25 protein-coding genes and 1 pseudogene are annotated in these 13,827 nt (G+C 61.9%); 2 read left to right on the top strand and 24 right to left on the bottom strand.

Going from position 1 to position 13,827, the window contains the following annotated elements; all coding sequences use genetic code 11:
- Together LPZ50_RS12840 and cutA are read right to left on the bottom strand one after the other, a co-directional pair.
- Window positions 1-559: protein-disulfide reductase DsbD N-terminal domain-containing protein (locus LPZ50_RS12840; RefSeq protein ID WP_230661880.1), on the bottom strand; the 559-nt coding region annotated here is incomplete at its 3' end.
- Between the two features lie 50 nt (window positions 560-609).
- Complete coding sequence (gene cutA / locus LPZ50_RS12845) at window positions 610-948, bottom strand: divalent-cation tolerance protein CutA (protein ID WP_230661881.1); 339 nt, start codon at window positions 946-948, stop codon at window positions 610-612.
- Window positions 949-1,046: 98 nt separating this feature from the next.
- Between cutA and LPZ50_RS12850 the strand changes: the two genes are divergently transcribed.
- Window positions 1,047-1,496, top strand: a complete 450-nt coding sequence (locus LPZ50_RS12850) for an HIT family protein (RefSeq protein ID WP_230661882.1) — start codon at window positions 1,047-1,049, stop codon at window positions 1,494-1,496.
- A 63-nt stretch (window positions 1,497-1,559) separates the two neighbouring features.
- On the opposite strand, the gene rplQ is transcribed toward LPZ50_RS12850, so the two are convergent.
- The 18 genes from rplQ to rplN form a co-directional block, all read right to left on the bottom strand.
- Window positions 1,560-1,955: a 50S ribosomal protein L17 gene (gene rplQ / locus LPZ50_RS12855; RefSeq protein ID WP_230661883.1), complete on the bottom strand. Its 396-nt coding sequence runs from the start codon at window positions 1,953-1,955 to the stop codon at window positions 1,560-1,562.
- Window positions 1,956-2,120: 165 nt separating this feature from the next.
- Window positions 2,121-3,107 (bottom strand): DNA-directed RNA polymerase subunit alpha, encoded by a 987-nt coding sequence (locus LPZ50_RS12860; RefSeq protein ID WP_230661884.1) that lies wholly within the window; start codon window positions 3,105-3,107, stop codon window positions 2,121-2,123.
- A 197-nt stretch (window positions 3,108-3,304) separates the two neighbouring features.
- Window positions 3,305-3,928: a 30S ribosomal protein S4 gene (gene rpsD / locus LPZ50_RS12865; RefSeq protein WP_230661885.1), complete on the bottom strand. Its 624-nt coding sequence runs from the start codon at window positions 3,926-3,928 to the stop codon at window positions 3,305-3,307.
- A gap of 11 nt (window positions 3,929-3,939) precedes the next feature.
- Entirely contained in the window at window positions 3,940-4,341 is a 402-nt protein-coding gene (rpsK, locus tag LPZ50_RS12870) for a 30S ribosomal protein S11 (protein WP_006216516.1), read from the bottom strand.
- Window positions 4,342-4,356: 15 nt separating this feature from the next.
- On the bottom strand, window positions 4,357-4,722 hold the full coding sequence (gene rpsM / locus LPZ50_RS12875; RefSeq protein WP_028355426.1) for a 30S ribosomal protein S13: 366 nt from the start codon (window positions 4,720-4,722) through the stop codon (window positions 4,357-4,359).
- 42 nt (window positions 4,723-4,764) lie between these two features.
- Window positions 4,765-4,878, bottom strand: a complete 114-nt coding sequence (gene rpmJ, locus LPZ50_RS12880; RefSeq protein WP_003806928.1) for a 50S ribosomal protein L36 — start codon at window positions 4,876-4,878, stop codon at window positions 4,765-4,767.
- Between the two features lie 32 nt (window positions 4,879-4,910).
- The gene (infA, locus tag LPZ50_RS12885) at window positions 4,911-5,129 is read right to left on the bottom strand and encodes a translation initiation factor IF-1 (protein WP_003806927.1); all 219 of its coding nucleotides are present in this window, start codon (window positions 5,127-5,129) and stop codon (window positions 4,911-4,913) included.
- 9 nt (window positions 5,130-5,138) lie between these two features.
- Window positions 5,139-6,470 carry a preprotein translocase subunit SecY gene (secY, locus tag LPZ50_RS12890; protein WP_230661886.1) on the bottom strand — a complete coding sequence of 444 codons (1,332 nt, stop codon included), beginning with the start codon at window positions 6,468-6,470 and terminating at the stop codon, window positions 5,139-5,141.
- Between the two features lie 14 nt (window positions 6,471-6,484).
- Window positions 6,485-6,925 carry a 50S ribosomal protein L15 gene (gene rplO, locus LPZ50_RS12895; protein WP_230661887.1) on the bottom strand — a complete coding sequence of 147 codons (441 nt, stop codon included), beginning with the start codon at window positions 6,923-6,925 and terminating at the stop codon, window positions 6,485-6,487.
- A 9-nt stretch (window positions 6,926-6,934) separates the two neighbouring features.
- Window positions 6,935-7,120 carry a 50S ribosomal protein L30 gene (rpmD, locus tag LPZ50_RS12900; RefSeq protein ID WP_230661888.1) on the bottom strand — a complete coding sequence of 62 codons (186 nt, stop codon included), beginning with the start codon at window positions 7,118-7,120 and terminating at the stop codon, window positions 6,935-6,937.
- 3 nt (window positions 7,121-7,123) lie between these two features.
- The gene (gene rpsE / locus LPZ50_RS12905; protein ID WP_230661889.1) at window positions 7,124-7,645 is read right to left on the bottom strand and encodes a 30S ribosomal protein S5; all 522 of its coding nucleotides are present in this window, start codon (window positions 7,643-7,645) and stop codon (window positions 7,124-7,126) included.
- Window positions 7,646-7,660: 15 nt separating this feature from the next.
- Window positions 7,661-8,026, bottom strand: coding sequence for a 50S ribosomal protein L18 (gene rplR / locus LPZ50_RS12910; RefSeq protein WP_209154277.1), 366 nt, complete (start codon window positions 8,024-8,026; stop codon window positions 7,661-7,663).
- 21 nt (window positions 8,027-8,047) lie between these two features.
- The gene (gene rplF / locus LPZ50_RS12915) at window positions 8,048-8,581 is read right to left on the bottom strand and encodes a 50S ribosomal protein L6 (protein ID WP_230661890.1); all 534 of its coding nucleotides are present in this window, start codon (window positions 8,579-8,581) and stop codon (window positions 8,048-8,050) included.
- A gap of 12 nt (window positions 8,582-8,593) precedes the next feature.
- Window positions 8,594-8,989: a 30S ribosomal protein S8 gene (gene rpsH / locus LPZ50_RS12920; RefSeq protein WP_230661891.1), complete on the bottom strand. Its 396-nt coding sequence runs from the start codon at window positions 8,987-8,989 to the stop codon at window positions 8,594-8,596.
- A gap of 10 nt (window positions 8,990-8,999) precedes the next feature.
- A complete protein-coding gene (gene rpsN, locus LPZ50_RS12925; RefSeq protein WP_230661892.1) occupies window positions 9,000-9,305 on the bottom strand; it encodes a 30S ribosomal protein S14 in 306 nt (101 codons plus the stop codon).
- Between the two features lie 12 nt (window positions 9,306-9,317).
- Entirely contained in the window at window positions 9,318-9,857 is a 540-nt protein-coding gene (rplE, locus tag LPZ50_RS12930) for a 50S ribosomal protein L5 (protein WP_230661893.1), read from the bottom strand.
- 12 nt (window positions 9,858-9,869) lie between these two features.
- Window positions 9,870-10,190 (bottom strand): 50S ribosomal protein L24, encoded by a 321-nt coding sequence (gene rplX / locus LPZ50_RS12935; protein WP_012251758.1) that lies wholly within the window; start codon window positions 10,188-10,190, stop codon window positions 9,870-9,872.
- Between the two features lie 10 nt (window positions 10,191-10,200).
- Window positions 10,201-10,569 carry a 50S ribosomal protein L14 gene (gene rplN / locus LPZ50_RS12940; protein WP_005017313.1) on the bottom strand — a complete coding sequence of 123 codons (369 nt, stop codon included), beginning with the start codon at window positions 10,567-10,569 and terminating at the stop codon, window positions 10,201-10,203.
- A 503-nt stretch (window positions 10,570-11,072) separates the two neighbouring features.
- Here rplN and LPZ50_RS12945 point away from each other — a divergent pair.
- Window positions 11,073-12,500, top strand: coding sequence for an NAD-dependent succinate-semialdehyde dehydrogenase (locus LPZ50_RS12945; protein ID WP_230661894.1), 1,428 nt, complete (start codon window positions 11,073-11,075; stop codon window positions 12,498-12,500).
- 218 nt (window positions 12,501-12,718) lie between these two features.
- Here the strand turns inward: LPZ50_RS12945 and rpsQ are convergent, their stop codons facing one another.
- From rpsQ to LPZ50_RS12965, 4 genes and pseudogenes are all read right to left on the bottom strand, one after another.
- The gene (rpsQ, locus tag LPZ50_RS12950; protein WP_028355436.1) at window positions 12,719-12,997 is read right to left on the bottom strand and encodes a 30S ribosomal protein S17; all 279 of its coding nucleotides are present in this window, start codon (window positions 12,995-12,997) and stop codon (window positions 12,719-12,721) included.
- 2 nt (window positions 12,998-12,999) lie between these two features.
- Window positions 13,000-13,191 (bottom strand): 50S ribosomal protein L29, encoded by a 192-nt coding sequence (rpmC, locus tag LPZ50_RS12955; protein ID WP_003806912.1) that lies wholly within the window; start codon window positions 13,189-13,191, stop codon window positions 13,000-13,002.
- 10 nt (window positions 13,192-13,201) lie between these two features.
- Window positions 13,202-13,618, bottom strand: a complete 417-nt coding sequence (rplP, locus tag LPZ50_RS12960; RefSeq protein ID WP_006389610.1) for a 50S ribosomal protein L16 — start codon at window positions 13,616-13,618, stop codon at window positions 13,202-13,204.
- A gap of 2 nt (window positions 13,619-13,620) precedes the next feature.
- Window positions 13,621-13,827: pseudogene (locus LPZ50_RS12965) on the bottom strand (30S ribosomal protein S3); the annotation flags it as partial.

Raw genomic sequence — 13,827 nt, forward strand, 5'->3', positions numbered from 1 at the left:
AGCCCAGGCCGGCATCCGGCGCAGCCTTGGCAGGGGACGCCGCGCCAGGCAAGACCGCCGCAGCCGCGCCGTCCACCGCGTAGCCGCCCGCCACCGGCGTCAGCCTGACGGTGTGATCGGCAGGGGGGTAGCACAGCCCCGCGTCGGCGCAGCCCTGGCTGGTAACCGTCAACGTGAACGCCTGATTGCCGCTGACCGGCACCGCGATCACCACCTGCTGGTGGTAAACCTCCATGTTCTTTTCGAAGGTGGGGTCGTACTTGACCTCGCCCTGCGGGTAGCTGGCCTCGCCCAGGGTGGCGGCGCCTTGGGGGGCCGCCACCAGGCCGAAGCGCTCGCGGTACATGTAGTAGCCGGGGGCGATGCGGTAGCGCAATTCCAGCGTGCTGGAGTTGGCCATCGCCGCGCTGAACACGAACGCCTGCTCGGGCGGCAGGAAATCCTGTTCCGTCAATGCGGCCGCGGGCCGCCAGGCCAGCATCGCCCATACCGCCAGCAGAACCAGGCAAGCCCATCCGTAATGCCAGGCATGCCGCCCGCGAACCATGAACTGAAGCATCGAATTCTCTTTGTTGCCTGCTGCCCTTGGGCTTGTTTACGCCTCGGCCACTACGCCGGCTCACCCTTGGACTGCTGCCGTACCCAGTCCAGGTAGGGCTCGCTGCCGCCGATGACCGGCACCACGATGATTTCAGGAACCTCGTAGGGGTGCAGGCGGGCCAGGGCCTGCACCACCGCCTGCTGGCGGCCTGCGGACGTCTTGATCCACATCGGGATTTCGTCCGCGCCTTCGATCTCGCCCTGCCAACAGTAGATCGACAGGATTGGCGCCCCAAGGTTCACACAGGCGGCCAGCCCGTCTTCAACCAGGACATGGGCGATACGCTTGGCCAGCAGAAGGTCGGGCGCGTTGCTGATGATCAGCACGATATCGTCGTCGCGCATCATGGTTACTCCTTGGACGCGGCCCGCGCCGCGTCGAATGGGGTATTTTATCGGGACTGCCCGCGGCGCCGCCCGCCCCACCTTGCCGAGACCCTGTTGCCATGTCGGATACCTGCCTGTTCTGCCGTATCGCCCAGCACCAGATCCCCGCCCACGTCATCCACGAAGACGACGACATCCTGGCCTTCCTGGACATCCAGCCGGTGCGCCCGGGCCATGCCCTGGTGATTCCCAAGCAGCATTATCCGTACTTCGAGGACATGCCGGCCGGCCTGGCCGGCCGCATCGTTTCCCTTGGGCAGCGGCTCGCAAGCGCCATGAAGGCCGAATACCAGGTCGAGCGCGTCGCCTTTGCGTTCACCGGCATCCATGTGGCCCACGCCCATGCGCACCTGATCCCCATGCACCATCCGCACGACGTCACCTCCACGCACTACATCGCCCAACAGAACCTGCAATTCGTGATGCCGCCCCAGGCACCGGCCGAGGCCTTGGCCGCCACGGCGGCGCAACTGCGCCAGGCGCTGGGCGGCGTATCCCCGCAGGAATAAAACGCCTGTCCAAAAAACAAGGGCGGGCCTGAGGCCCGCCCTTGCGCTTATCCACCGGCCGGATTATTCGGCAGCGTTGTCAGCCTCGGTTTCCTCGACTTCAGGACGATCAACCAGTTCCATGTAAGCCATGGGAGCATTGTCGCCTTGGCGGAAGCCCATTTTCAGCACGCGGGTGTAGCCACCGTTGCGGTTCGCGTAACGCGGACCGATTTCGGCAAACAGCTTCACCACGGCATCGCGATCGCGCAGGCGCGCAAACGCCAGGCGCTTGTTCGCCAGAGTGGGTTCCTTGCCCAGGGTAATCAGGGGTTCAACAACACGGCGCAGTTCTTTCGCCTTGGGCAGCGTGGTCTTGATCGCTTCGTGGGTGATCAACGAAACGGCCATGTTGCGAAACATGGCAAGACGGTGGCTGCTCGTACGATTGAGCTTACGCAGACCATTACCGTGACGCATGATAAGTTCCTTTTGAATCTAAAGGCAGCACTTGGCCGCCAGGTTATCCGGGTCTTCTATCGGCCTGTTGCCAGGCCGCGGTCCGGTGGAAAAATTTTCACGACAATCTGAATTCAACGTACTCTGGTTTCGGCCGGCCCTTGCGGGCCTTCACCGAAACTGGCCTTAGGGCCGTTCCAGACCCAGAGGAGGCCAGTTTTCCAGCTTCATGCCCAAGGTCAGGCCGCGTGCGGCCAGCACTTCCTTGATCTCGTTGAGCGACTTGCGGCCCAGGTTCGGGGTCTTCAGCAGCTCGTTCTCGGTACGCTGGATCAGGTCGCCGATGTAGTAGATGTTCTCGGCCTTCAGGCAGTTGGCCGAACGCACCGTCAGTTCCAGGTCGTCGACCGGGCGCAGCAACACCGGATCGATTTGCGGCGTGCCGCGGACCGGGGCTTCATACGAATCGCCGGCGCCTTCCAGGGCCGCGAACACCGAGATCTGGTCCATCAGGATGCGGGCCGACTGGCGCACCGCTTCTTCCGGTGAGATCACGCCATTGGTTTCGATGTCCAGCACCAGCTTGTCCAGGTCGGTACGCTGCTCGACGCGGGCGCTCTCGACGGCATAGCTGACACGGCGCACGGGGCTGAACGACGCGTCCAGCACGATGCGGCCGATGGTGTGGGTGCGGTCTTCCGACAGCGCGCGCACATTGCCCGGCACGTAGCCACGGCCCTTCTCGACCTTGATCTGCATTTCCACCTTGCCGGCTTCGGTCAGGTTGCAGATGAGATGGTCGGGGTTGACGATCTCGACGTCGTGCGGCAGTTCGATGTCGCTGGCCGACACGGTACCCGCGCCATTCTTGCGCAGCACCAGGGTCACTTCGTCGCGGTTGTGCAGCTTGAACACCACGCCCTTCAGGTTCAGCAGGATGTCGACGACATCTTCGCGCACGCCGGGGATGGTGGAATATTCGTGCACCACGCCGGTCATCTGCACTTCGGTAGGCGCATAGCCCGTCATCGAAGACAGCAGGATGCGGCGCAGGGCGTTGCCCAGCGTGTGGCCGTAGCCGCGCTCGAACGGCTCCATCACGATCTTGGCGTGATGAGTGCCGACCGGTTCGACTTCAATGGAACGCGGCTTCAGAAAACCTTGAGTGGACATGTACAGTATTCCTTTTCAATACCCTCGGTTCGTTACACCGATAAGGCTGATGGAAACAATAAAAAGCACGGCAAAAACGCCGTTCGTTACTTACCGCAAAGCCCGCCCCGCGAAAATTGCGGAAGCGGGCCATTGCGACGCCTGCGATCGGGTACCCAATGCAGGCAACGCGGCCACCAGGGCCGCGCCTGCTGCGATTAGCGCGAGTACAGTTCGACGACCATCGATTCGTTGATGTCGCGGGCGACATCAGCGCGATCGGGCATCGACTTGAACGTGCCGGCCATCTTGTTCGTATCGACTTCCACCCATTGGGGGATGCCGATGCTGGAAGCCAGGTCGAGCGATTCGCGGATACGGCCTTGCTTCTTGGCCTTTTCACGCACGGTGACCACGTCGCCGGCCTTCACGATCAGCGAGGCGATGTCGGCGGTGTGGCCGTTCAGCTCGATGGCGCGGTGGCTGACCAGCTGGCGAGCCTCGGCACGCGTCGAGCCAAAGCCCATGCGGTACACCACGTTGTCCAGGCGCGATTCCAGCAGCTGGATCAGCGTCTCGCCAGTGTTGCCACGACGGCGCTCGGCTTCAGCGAAGTACTTGCGGAATTGCTTTTCCAGCACGCCGTACATGCGCTTGAGCTTTTGCTTTTCGCGCAGCTGCAGGCCGTAGTCGGAAGTACGGGCGCCCGAAGTGCGGCCATGCTGGCCAGGCTTGGAATCCAGCTTGCACTTGGAATCCAGCGAGCGGCGGGCGCTCTTCAGGAACAGATCAGTACCCTCGCGGCGCGAGAGCTTGCATTTGGGTCCAGTATAACGAGCCATGTGGATTCCCTTTAGATACGACGACGCTTCGGCGGACGGCAGCCGTTATGCGGCACGGGCGTGATATCGGCAATGCTCGAGATCTTGATGCCCAGCGCATTCAGAGCACGCACGGACGATTCACGACCGGGGCCAGGGCCCTTGATGCGCACTTCGAGGGTCTTGATGCCGTATTCCAGCGCCACGCGGCCCGCCGTTTCGGCAGCCACCTGAGCGGCGAACGGCGTCGATTTGCGCGAGCCCTTGAAGCCTGCGCCACCCGAAGTCGCCCACGACAGGGCATTGCCCTGGCGGTCGGTGATGGTGATGATGGTGTTGTTGAACGACGCGTGAACGTGCGCAATGCCGTCCGAGACGTTCTTCTTGACCTTTTTGCGTACGCGCGAAGCGCCGCTGGTGGAAGCTTTCGCCATAATCCTGTTCCTCGATTATTTCTTCAGGGACGCAGCAGCACGACGCGGTCCCTTGCGGGTGCGGGCGTTGGTGCGAGTGCGCTGGCCGCGCACGGGCAAACCGCGCTTGTGACGCATGCCGCGGTACGTGCCCAGGTCGATCAAGCGCTTGATCGACAGTTGCACTTCGCGGCGCAGGTCACCCTCGACCGTGAACACACCCACATGTTCGCGGATGCGTTCCAGTTCAGCGTCGGTCAGGTCCTTGACCTTTTTGGTAAGGGGTACATTTGCTGCTTCGCAGATTTTGCGAGCGCGCGTACGACCGATGCCAAAAATGGCGGTCAGGCCGATTTCGGCGTGCTGTTGCGGCGGAATGTTAATGCCAGCAATACGGGCCATGACTGTTCCTTGAATAAATCCGTTGCGTGTCGCTAACCGGGGTTAGCCTTGACGCTGCTTATGACGCGGGTCGGTGCAGATGACGCGCACCACGCCGTGACGTTTGATAACTTTGCAGTTGCGGCAAATCCGCTTAACCGATGCCATTACTTTCATGGTTGACTCCTAATTTTCCGTAATCCGGCCGCTCACTTCGAGCGGAAAACTATTCTTGCCCGCGTAAGGTCATAGGGCGTGAGCTCCACAGTGACCTTGTCGCCCGGCAAAATCCGGATGTAATGCATACGCATCTTGCCGGAAATATGGCCTAACACCACGTGGCCGTTTTCGAGCTTGACGCGAAAAGTCGCGTTGGGGAGGTTCTCGAGAACCTCGCCTTGCATCTGGATGACGTCGTCCTTGGACATTCTCTTCTGCTACCGCATGGGCAAACCCGAGGAACCACCCTTGAAGTTCGCCTTCTTCAGCAGCGAATCGTACTGGTGAGACATCATGTACGCCTGAACCTGCGCCATGAAGTCCATGGTTACCACCACGATGATCAACAAGGACGTGCCACCAAAATAAAACGGTACATTCCAGCGCATTACCAGGAACTCAGGCAGCAAACACACCAGGGTGATGTACAGCGCACCCACCAGCGTCAAGCGCATCAGAATCTTGTCGATGTAACGCGCCGTTTGCTCGCCCGGACGGATGCCCGGAACGAAAGCACCGCTTTTCTTCAGGTTGTCTGCCGTTTCGCGGCTGTTGAACACCAGAGCCGTATAGAAAAAGCAGAAGAAAATGATCGCGGCCGAATACAGCGTGATGTAGAGCGGTTGACGGGGCTCGAGTGCCGCCGCCAGGTCGCGCAACCACAGCATGCTGTCGCCGGTCGAGAACCAGCTGGTGATCGTGGCCGGGAACAGGATGATCGACGATGCGAAGATCGGCGGAATCACCCCGGCCATGTTCACCTTCAGGGGCAGGTGCGAGCTTTGGCCACCGTAAATCTTGTTGCCCACCTGGCGCTTGGCATAGTTCACCGTGATTTTGCGCTGCCCGCGTTCCACGAACACCACGAAAGCGGTAACCAGCACCACCAGCGCCACGATGAACAGCGCCGACGGCACCGACATCGCGTTGGTACGCACCAGGTCAAGCAGCCCGGCCAGAGCCGAGGGCAGGCCCGCCACGATACCGGCGAAAATCAGGATAGAGATGCCATTGCCCAGACCACGCTCGGTGATCTGCTCGCCCAGCCACATGATGAACATGGTGCCGGTCAGCAGGGTGACGACAGTGGTGAAGCGGAACAACATGCCCGGATCGATGACCAAGCCCGGCTGGGATTCCAGCGCCACCGAAATACCCACCGCCTGCACCAGCGCCAGCACGACCGTGCCATAGCGGGTGTATTGGGTGATCTTGCGGCGGCCGGCCTCGCCCTCTTTCTTGAGGGCTTCCAGCGAGGGCACCACCACCGACATCAGCTGCATGATGATCGATGCAGAGATGTACGGCATGATGCCCAGGGCGAAGATCGAAAAGCGCGACAAGGCGCCGCCCGAGAACATGTTGAACAGGCCCAGGATCCCTCCCTGGTTCTGGCGGAACAAGTCCGCCAGCGCGTCCGGGTTGATGCCCGGAACAGGGATATGCGTACCCAGGCGGTAAACCACCAGGGCGAGCACCAGGAACACGAGACGGCGTTTCAAGTCGCCGTACCGCGCTCCGGTTTTGCCCAGTGCCTGTGCGTTAGCCACGTGTTACCTCGCAATCAAGCAAGCGAGCCGCCTGCGGCTTCGATAGCGGCGCGGGCGCCGGCCGTCGCGGTGATGCCCTTGAGCGTCACTTTGCGCGACAGTTCGCCCGACTTGATGACCTTGGCGTAGCGAACCGCCTGGCCAACCACGCCCGCAGCCTTCAGTACTTGCACGTCGATTTCGTCGACGGGCAGGGCTTGCAGGTCCGACAGGCGGACTTCGGCGTACAGGTGCTGGCCCAGCGGCGTGAAACCGCGCTTGGGCAGACGACGCTGCAGCGGCATCTGGCCGCCTTCGAAGCCAACCTTGTGGAAACCGCCCGAACGCGACTTCTGGCCCTTGTGACCACGGCCGGCGGTTTTACCCAGGCCCGAACCGATGCCACGGCCGACGCGGCGCTTGGCGTGCTTGGCGCCCTCGGCGGGCTTCAGCGAATTGAGTTGAATATCCGACATCGTGATTCCTTAGGCTTCCGAGACGGACACGAGATAATCCACCTTGCGGATCATCCCGCGCACCTCGGGCGTGTCGACCAGAACGCTGCTGCTGTTGATGCGGCGCAGGCCCAGGCCGCGCACGGTGTCGCGATGGGACTGCTTGGTGCCGATCACCGAGCGCACGAGGGTAACTTTAATCTGCTTCTGAGCCATGATTTACCCCAGGATTTCTTCGACGGTCTTGCCGCGCTTGGCAGCGACTTCCGACGGAGTCAGGGAAGCGCGCAGGCCGTTCAGCGTGGCACGGACCAGGTTGTAGGGATTGCTGGAGCCGAGGCTCTTGGCAACCACGTTACGCACACCCATCACTTCGAAGATCGCGCGCATCGGGCCGCCGGCAATCACGCCGGTACCTTCGGCGGCGGGCGAGATCAGCACGGTGGAGGCGCCATGCTTGCCCACCACGGTGTGATGCAGGGTGCCGTTCTTCAGAGCAACCTTGAACATGCCGCGACGGGCTTGTTCCATGGCTTTCTGGACGGACACCGGCACTTCGCGCGCCTTGCCCTTGCCCATGCCGATGCGGCCGTCGCCGTCGCCCACCACGGTCAGCGCGGCGAAGCTCATGGTACGACCACCCTTCACCACCTTGCTGACGCGGTTGACCGCGATCATCTTTTCGCGCAGGCCGTCGTCGTTCTCTTTTTCCGCGGCGCCTTTGCCTTGTACTTTAGCCATTTGACAGATCCTCGCTTAGAACTTCAGGCCGGCTTCGCGCGCGGCATCGGCCAGCGCCTTCACGCGGCCATGGTAACGAAAGCCCGAGCGATCGAAGGCAACCAGCTCGATACCGGCGGCCTTGGCCTTTTCGGCAACGCGCTTGCCCACCAGCGTGGCAGCGGCGGTATTGCCGCCCTGGCCGGTTTGGCCGGCCAGTTGCGCACGCACTTCGGGTTCCAGCGTCGAAGCGCTGACCAGCACGCGATCGCCTTCCGGCGAAATGATGTTGGCGTAGATGTGCAGGTTCGAGCGGAAAATCGAGAGGCGATGCACGCGCAACTCGGAAATTTTCCGGCGGGTAGGAACCGCACGACGCAAACGGGAAACTTTTTTGTCCATGATTCGTCCTTGCGTGCGCCGTTATTTCTTCTTGGTTTCTTTGATGACGACGCGCTCGTCCGCATAGCGCACGCCCTTGCCCTTGTAGGGTTCGGGTTCGCGATAGGCGCGGATTTCAGCGGCCACCTGACCGACGACTTGCTTGTTGGAGCCCTTGATGACGATTTCCGTCTGGGTGGGGCATTCGGCCTTCACGCCGGCGGGCAGCTTGTGCACGATGTCGTGCGAGAAGCCCAGCTGCAGCTTGACAGCATCACCCTGGATTTGCGCGCGGTAACCCACGCCAACCAGGTTCAGCTTGCGCTCGAAGCCCTTGCTCACACCGGCAACCATATTGGCCACCAGGGCGCGCACGGTGCCCGACATGGCGCCAGCATGGCGCGAGTCGTTGGCGGCAACGAACGTCAGCTTGCCATCGTCCTGCGCGACGGTAACGTCGCCTGTCAGCGGTTGGCTCAGGGTGCCCAGCGGGCCCTTGACGGTAATCTGGTCTTGCTGGATGTTGGCTTCAACACCCTTGGGCAGTTCGACCGGATATTTAGCGATACGTGACATTAGAGTTTCTCCTTAGGCCACGTAGCACAGGACTTCGCCGCCGACGCCGTTGGCACGGGCCTTGCGGTCGGTCATGACGCCACGCGAAGTCGAAACAATGGCCACGCCCAGGCCGTTCATGACCTGAGGAATGCTGGTGCGGCCCTTGTAGATACGCAGGCCGGGGCGCGAAACGCGTTCGATGCGCTCGATGACCGGACGGCCGGCGTAGTACTTCAGGGTGAGTTCCAGCTCAGGCTTGGCCTGCGTACCCTTGACTTCAAAGCTGTCGATGTAGCCTTCGTCCCGCAGCACGGCGGCGATGGCCGCTTTCAGCTTCGAGGAGGGCATGCTCACCGTAACTTTGTCTACTTGCTGCGCATTGCGAATGCGAGTCAGCATATCGGCGATGGGATCGCTCATGCTCATGTTTATTCTCCTACCAGCTGGCCTTGGTGACGCCCGGGATTTCCCCGTTCATCGCCATTTCACGCAGTTTGTGGCGGGTCAGCCCAAACTTGCGGAAGACGCCGCGCGGACGGCCCGTGACGACGCAGCGATTGCGCTGGCGCGTCGGGTTGGCATTGCGCGGCAGTTGTTGCAGCTTCAGCCGAGCTTGGTAACGTTCTTCGTCGGACTTCGACTGGTCGTCGATGATCGCCTTCAGTTCGGCGCGCTTGGCGGCATACTTGTCAGCCAGCTTGGCGCGCTTGATGTCGCGATTGATGAGGGAAAGTTTAGCCACGTCATCAGCCTCTTAGTTACGGAACGGAAAGCTGAAGGCGGTCAGCAGCGCCTTGGCTTCGTCGTCGGTCTTGGCGGTGGTGGTGATGCTGATGTTCAGCCCACGCAGCGCGTCGATCTTGTCGTACTCGATTTCGGGGAAAATGATCTGCTCTTTCACACCGACGTTATAGTTGCCGCGGCCGTCGAACGCACGGCCCGAGATGCCGCGGAAGTCGCGCACGCGGGGCAGCGCAACCGCCACCAGGCGATCCAGGAATTCGTACATGCGTTGACCGCGCAGCGTGACCATGCAACCGATCGGGTAGTTTTCGCGGATCTTGAAACCAGCGATAGCCTTGCGGGTCTTGGTCACGACGGGCTTCTGACCGGCGATCTTGGCCAGGTCGGCCACGGCGTGCTCAATGACCTTCTTGTCGGCGACGGCTTCCGAGACACCCATGTTCAGGGTGACCTTGGTGATGCGCGGCACTTCCATCAGGCTCTTGTAGCCAAACTTGGCTTGCAGGTCGGGAGCAACCTTGCTTTTGTAGAAATCTTGCAAACGAGACATGTCTGTCGCCCCTTACGCCTTGGCGCCGACAACGGCACCATTGGAACGGAACACGCGAACCTTGCGGCCGTCGACTTCCTTGACACCGACGCGATCACCCTTGCCCGTGGCGGGGTTGAACAGCGCCACGTTCGAGATGTGGATCGGCAGGGTCTTTTCGACGATGCCGCCGGGGTTGTTGGCCATGGGATTGGCCTTCACGTGCTTCTTGACGACGTTGACGCCCTCGACCAGGACGTGGTCGGCATCGACGCGCGCCAGCACGGTACCGCGACGCTTCTTGTCGCGGCCGGTCAGGACGATGACTTCGTCGCCTTTACGGATGTTGTTCATCGAGGGCTCCTTACAGCACTTCGGGGGCCAGCGACACGATCTTCATGAACTTCTCGGTACGCAGTTCACGCGTAACGGGTCCGAAGATGCGGGTGCCGATGGGCTCCAGCTTGGCGTTGAGCAACACGGCGGCATTGCCACCGAAGCGGATCAGCGAACCGTCTTTGCGGCGCACGCCCTTGGCGGTGCGAACCACCACGGCGTTGTAGATTTCGCCTTTCTTGACGCGGCCGCGCGGGGCTGCATCTTTGACGCTCACCTTGATGATGTCGCCGATACCGGCATAACGGCGCTTGGAGCCACCGAGCACCTTGATGCACATGACAGCGCGCGCACCGGTGTTGTCGGCCACGTCCAGCGTGGTCTGCATTTGGATCATGATTTTTCCTGTTCCAACTTAACCGGAACTGCAGTTTCCCGAGCTGAGAACCCTGCACTTCCCGCCAGTTTTGGTCCCGTCAGGTCCGCCAAACGCTTTGAGGACAATCCTCAAAGGCATTGCAGCGACCCTGGGTTGAAATCCTGCGGATACTTTTCCCCGAACCCTTGCCAGAAGCCCCGGCCTTGCGGCAACCCACAAGACCTGCACTGAATAAGCAAAGACTACTCGGGAAAGCTGATCATTCTACCCCGCGCCCCAGAAAGACGCAAGCCCTGTCCTGCAAGTATTTTATTGCCGGCGCCCCAAGGCATGGTTGCGGCGCAACACATCCGCGATTATCGGCCGCCAGCCGGCAGTTGATGCGTCACTTATTTTCTCGCGCCGCAGCCGATTGGCACCGGCCAATCTGCGCCCAGTGGCCCAAGCACCGTGGCGCAAGCTGGTTTAGACTGATAGGTCTTTTCACTGCTATTCCCACCCCTTTCGCAAGGAACTCAGGCATGTATGAACAGTTGGCGCTGTATATCGACGGTGAATTCCTGACCGGCGAGGGCCGGCGCACCCAGGACGTCATCAATCCGGCCACGCTGGAAGTACTGGGCCAGCTGCCGCACGCTACCGAAGCCGACCTGGACCGCGCGCTGGCCTCCGCGCAGCGGGCCTTCGAGTCATGGAAGCACAGCTCGCCCATGGAGCGCTCGGCCATCCTGCGCAAGGTCGCCTCGCTGTCGCGCGAGCGCGCCAAGGAAATCGGCCGCAACATGACGCTGGACCAGGGCAAGCCGCTGGCGGAATCCGTGGGCGAAATCACGTCCTGCGCCGAGCACGCCGACTGGCACGCGGAAGAATGCCGCCGCATCTACGGACGCGTCATCCCTCCGCGCAACCCGAACGTGCGCCAGTTCGTGGTGCGCGAACCCATCGGCGTGTGCGCCGCCTTCACGCCCTGGAACTTTCCTTATAACCAGGCCATCCGCAAAATCGCCGCTGCACTGGGCGCCGGCTGCACGGTCATCCTGAAGGGCCCCGAAGACTCCCCCAGCGCGGTTATGGCCATTGCGCGCATGTTTCACGATGCCGGCCTGCCCAAGGGCTGCCTGAACATCGTCTGGGGCGAGCCGGCCAAGGTTTCCGACTACCTGATCCGTTCGCCTATCGTGCGCAAGGTGTCGTTCACGGGCTCGGTGCCGGTGGGCAAGCAACTGGCCGCGCTGGCCGGCGCCCACATGAAGCGCGTCACCATGGAACTGGGCGGCCATTCGCCCGTGCTGGTGTTCGATGATGCCGATATCGGCCGCGCCGCCGAGATGCTGGCCAAGTTCAAGATCCGCAACGCCGGCCAGGTGTGCGTGTCGCCCACCCGCTTCTATGTGCAGGAAGGCGCCTACGAGCAGTTCCTGGCCCGCTTTACCGAAGTGCTCAAGGGCGTCAAGGTGGGCGACGGCCTGGAAGACGGCACCCAGATGGGCCCGCTGGCGCACGAACGCCGCGTGCCCACCATGAGCAAGTTCGTGGAAGACGCCAAGAAGCACGGCGGCAAAATCGCCCTGGGCGGCGAACCGCTGGACCGCAAGGGTTTCTTCTTTTCGCCCACCGTGGTTACCGATCTGCCCGACGACTCCATGCTGATGACCGAAGAACCCTTCGGCCCGGTGGCGCCGGTGGTGCGCTTCAAGGAAACCGACGAGGTCCTGCGCCGCGCCAACAGCCTGCCCTTCGGCCTGTCGTCGTACGTGTTCACCAATTCGCTGCAGACCGCCACCACGGTCAGCAACGGGCTGGAAGCCGGCATGGTCAACATCAACCATTTCGGCAGCGCGCTGGCCGAGACGCCGTTCGGCGGCATCAAGGACAGCGGCATCGGCAGTGAAGGCGGGCTGGAAACCTTCGAAGGCTATCTGGTCACCAAGTTCATCACGCATGTGTAGGTAGGCTCCCCCCCGAAGCGCTGCGCGCTTCCCCCCCAGGGGGGCGACGCTGGCGGACCGGCAAAGCCGGCTCCGCGGCGTCCCCGCTTCGGCGACACCTGTTTCTAGCGCAGGGACTGGCGGGTCAGCCTCACAACAGCGGCAAGCAAAAAAAAACGGCAAGGAGCAATCCTTGCCGTTTTCATGTCAGGGCGGCGCGCCGCCCCGGCTGGCATCAATTAGATGATGCGCACCGCTTCGACCAGGCGAACCACGCTCCAGGACTTGGAACGCGAGATCGGACGGCCTTCCGCGATTTCGACGGTGTCGCCTTCGTTGTACTGGTTCGATTCATCGTGCGCCTTGTACTTCGCCGAACGCATGACGATCTTGCCATAGATGGGGTGCTTGACGCGGCGTTCAACCAGAACGACGACGGTCTTGTCCATCTTGTTGCTGACGACCTTGCCGACCAGCGTGCGCTGGCGCTTGGCTTGAGTGTTTTGAGTTTCGCTCATGTTTATTTCCCTGCCTTCTCGGTCAGCAAGGTACGCACGCGCGCGATGTCGCGACGCACGTTGCGCAGTTGGCTGGTATTGGCAAGCTGCTGCGTGGCCTTCTGCATACGCAGACCGAATTGGGCCTTCAGCAGGCTCTCGAGCTCTTTGCCGAGCTCGGCGGCGTCTTTCGAACGGAGTTCGCTAGCTTTCATTGTGTACTCCTTAAGCACCGATATGACGCGCGACGAACGTGGTCGAGATCGGCAGCTTGGCGGCGGCCAGGCGGAACGCCTCGCGCGCCAGCTCTTCGCTGACACCTTCCATTTCGTAGAGCACCTTGCCGGGTTGGATCTCGGCGACCCAGTACTCCGGGTTACCTTTACCGTTACCCATCCGGACTTCGGCAGGCTTTTGCGAGATCGGCTTATCCGGGAAAATGCGGATCCAGATACGGCCGCCACGCTTGATGTGACGGTTGATGGCACGACGGGCCGCTTCGATTTGACGAGCGGTCAGGCGGCCGCGGCCGGTAGCCTTCAGGCCGAATTCGCCAAACGACACGTGAGTGCCGCGCGTGGCCAGTCCGGTGTTGCGGCCCTTTTGCTCTTTGCGATATTTTCTGCGAGAGGGTTGCAGCATGGTTATTCTCCTTCAGGCGCCGGAGCCGCGTCCGCCTTGCGGGGACCACGGCCACGACCACCCGGACGACCGGGACGACCGCCATCGGGGCGATCGCCACGCGGCGCGCGACGCGGACGGCGTTCTTCTTCACGCGGGGCAGCGGTTTCCGGCGGCAATTCGCCGTTGGCCAGCATGTCGCCCTTGTAGACCCAGACCTTGATGCCGAT

Origin of the sequence: Bordetella petrii, from assembly GCF_020991325.1 — a bacterium.
GTDB lineage: Bacteria > Pseudomonadota > Gammaproteobacteria > Burkholderiales > Burkholderiaceae_B > Bordetella_A > Bordetella_A petrii_E.

What these genes read in the sequence shown, in the direction of transcription:
- rpsE (WP_230661889.1), bottom strand. Translation starts at nt 7,645, where the DNA reads ATGGCTAAAGTACAAGGCAAAGGCGCCGCGGAAAAAGAGAACGACGAC.
- rplO (WP_230661887.1), bottom strand. Translation starts at nt 6,925, where the DNA reads ATGTCGGATATTCAACTCAATTCGCTGAAGCCCGCCGAGGGCGCCAAG.
- LPZ50_RS12860 (WP_230661884.1), bottom strand. Translation starts at nt 3,107, where the DNA reads ATGTCCACTCAAGGTTTTCTGAAGCCGCGTTCCATTGAAGTCGAACCG.
- rplN (WP_005017313.1), bottom strand. Translation starts at nt 10,569, where the DNA reads ATGATCCAAATGCAGACCACGCTGGACGTGGCCGACAACACCGGTGCG.
- rplP (WP_006389610.1), bottom strand. Translation starts at nt 13,618, where the DNA reads ATGCTGCAACCCTCTCGCAGAAAATATCGCAAAGAGCAAAAGGGCCGC.
- rpsK (WP_006216516.1), bottom strand. Translation starts at nt 4,341, where the DNA reads ATGGCGAAAGCTTCCACCAGCGGCGCTTCGCGCGTACGCAAAAAGGTC.
- rplR (WP_209154277.1), bottom strand. Translation starts at nt 8,026, where the DNA reads ATGGACAAAAAAGTTTCCCGTTTGCGTCGTGCGGTTCCTACCCGCCGG.
- rplF (WP_230661890.1), bottom strand. Translation starts at nt 8,581, where the DNA reads ATGTCACGTATCGCTAAATATCCGGTCGAACTGCCCAAGGGTGTTGAA.
- rpmC (WP_003806912.1), bottom strand. Translation starts at nt 13,191, where the DNA reads ATGAAAGCTAGCGAACTCCGTTCGAAAGACGCCGCCGAGCTCGGCAAA.
- rpsQ (WP_028355436.1), bottom strand. Translation starts at nt 12,997, where the DNA reads ATGAGCGAAACTCAAAACACTCAAGCCAAGCGCCAGCGCACGCTGGTC.
- rplX (WP_012251758.1), bottom strand. Translation starts at nt 10,190, where the DNA reads ATGAACAACATCCGTAAAGGCGACGAAGTCATCGTCCTGACCGGCCGC.
- rplQ (WP_230661883.1), bottom strand. Translation starts at nt 1,955, where the DNA reads ATGCGTCACGGTAATGGTCTGCGTAAGCTCAATCGTACGAGCAGCCAC.
- rpmJ (WP_003806928.1), bottom strand. Translation starts at nt 4,878, where the DNA reads ATGAAAGTAATGGCATCGGTTAAGCGGATTTGCCGCAACTGCAAAGTT.
- LPZ50_RS12850 (WP_230661882.1), top strand. Translation starts at nt 1,047, where the DNA reads ATGTCGGATACCTGCCTGTTCTGCCGTATCGCCCAGCACCAGATCCCC.
- infA (WP_003806927.1), bottom strand. Translation starts at nt 5,129, where the DNA reads ATGTCCAAGGACGACGTCATCCAGATGCAAGGCGAGGTTCTCGAGAAC.
- LPZ50_RS12945 (WP_230661894.1), top strand. Translation starts at nt 11,073, where the DNA reads ATGTATGAACAGTTGGCGCTGTATATCGACGGTGAATTCCTGACCGGC.
- rpmD (WP_230661888.1), bottom strand. Translation starts at nt 7,120, where the DNA reads ATGGCTCAGAAGCAGATTAAAGTTACCCTCGTGCGCTCGGTGATCGGC.
- rpsM (WP_028355426.1), bottom strand. Translation starts at nt 4,722, where the DNA reads ATGGCCCGTATTGCTGGCATTAACATTCCGCCGCAACAGCACGCCGAA.
- cutA (WP_230661881.1), bottom strand. Translation starts at nt 948, where the DNA reads ATGATGCGCGACGACGATATCGTGCTGATCATCAGCAACGCGCCCGAC.
- rpsD (WP_230661885.1), bottom strand. Translation starts at nt 3,928, where the DNA reads ATGGCTCGTTATACTGGACCCAAATGCAAGCTCTCGCGCCGCGAGGGT.
- rplE (WP_230661893.1), bottom strand. Translation starts at nt 9,857, where the DNA reads ATGTCTCGTTTGCAAGATTTCTACAAAAGCAAGGTTGCTCCCGACCTG.
- rpsH (WP_230661891.1), bottom strand. Translation starts at nt 8,989, where the DNA reads ATGAGCATGAGCGATCCCATCGCCGATATGCTGACTCGCATTCGCAAT.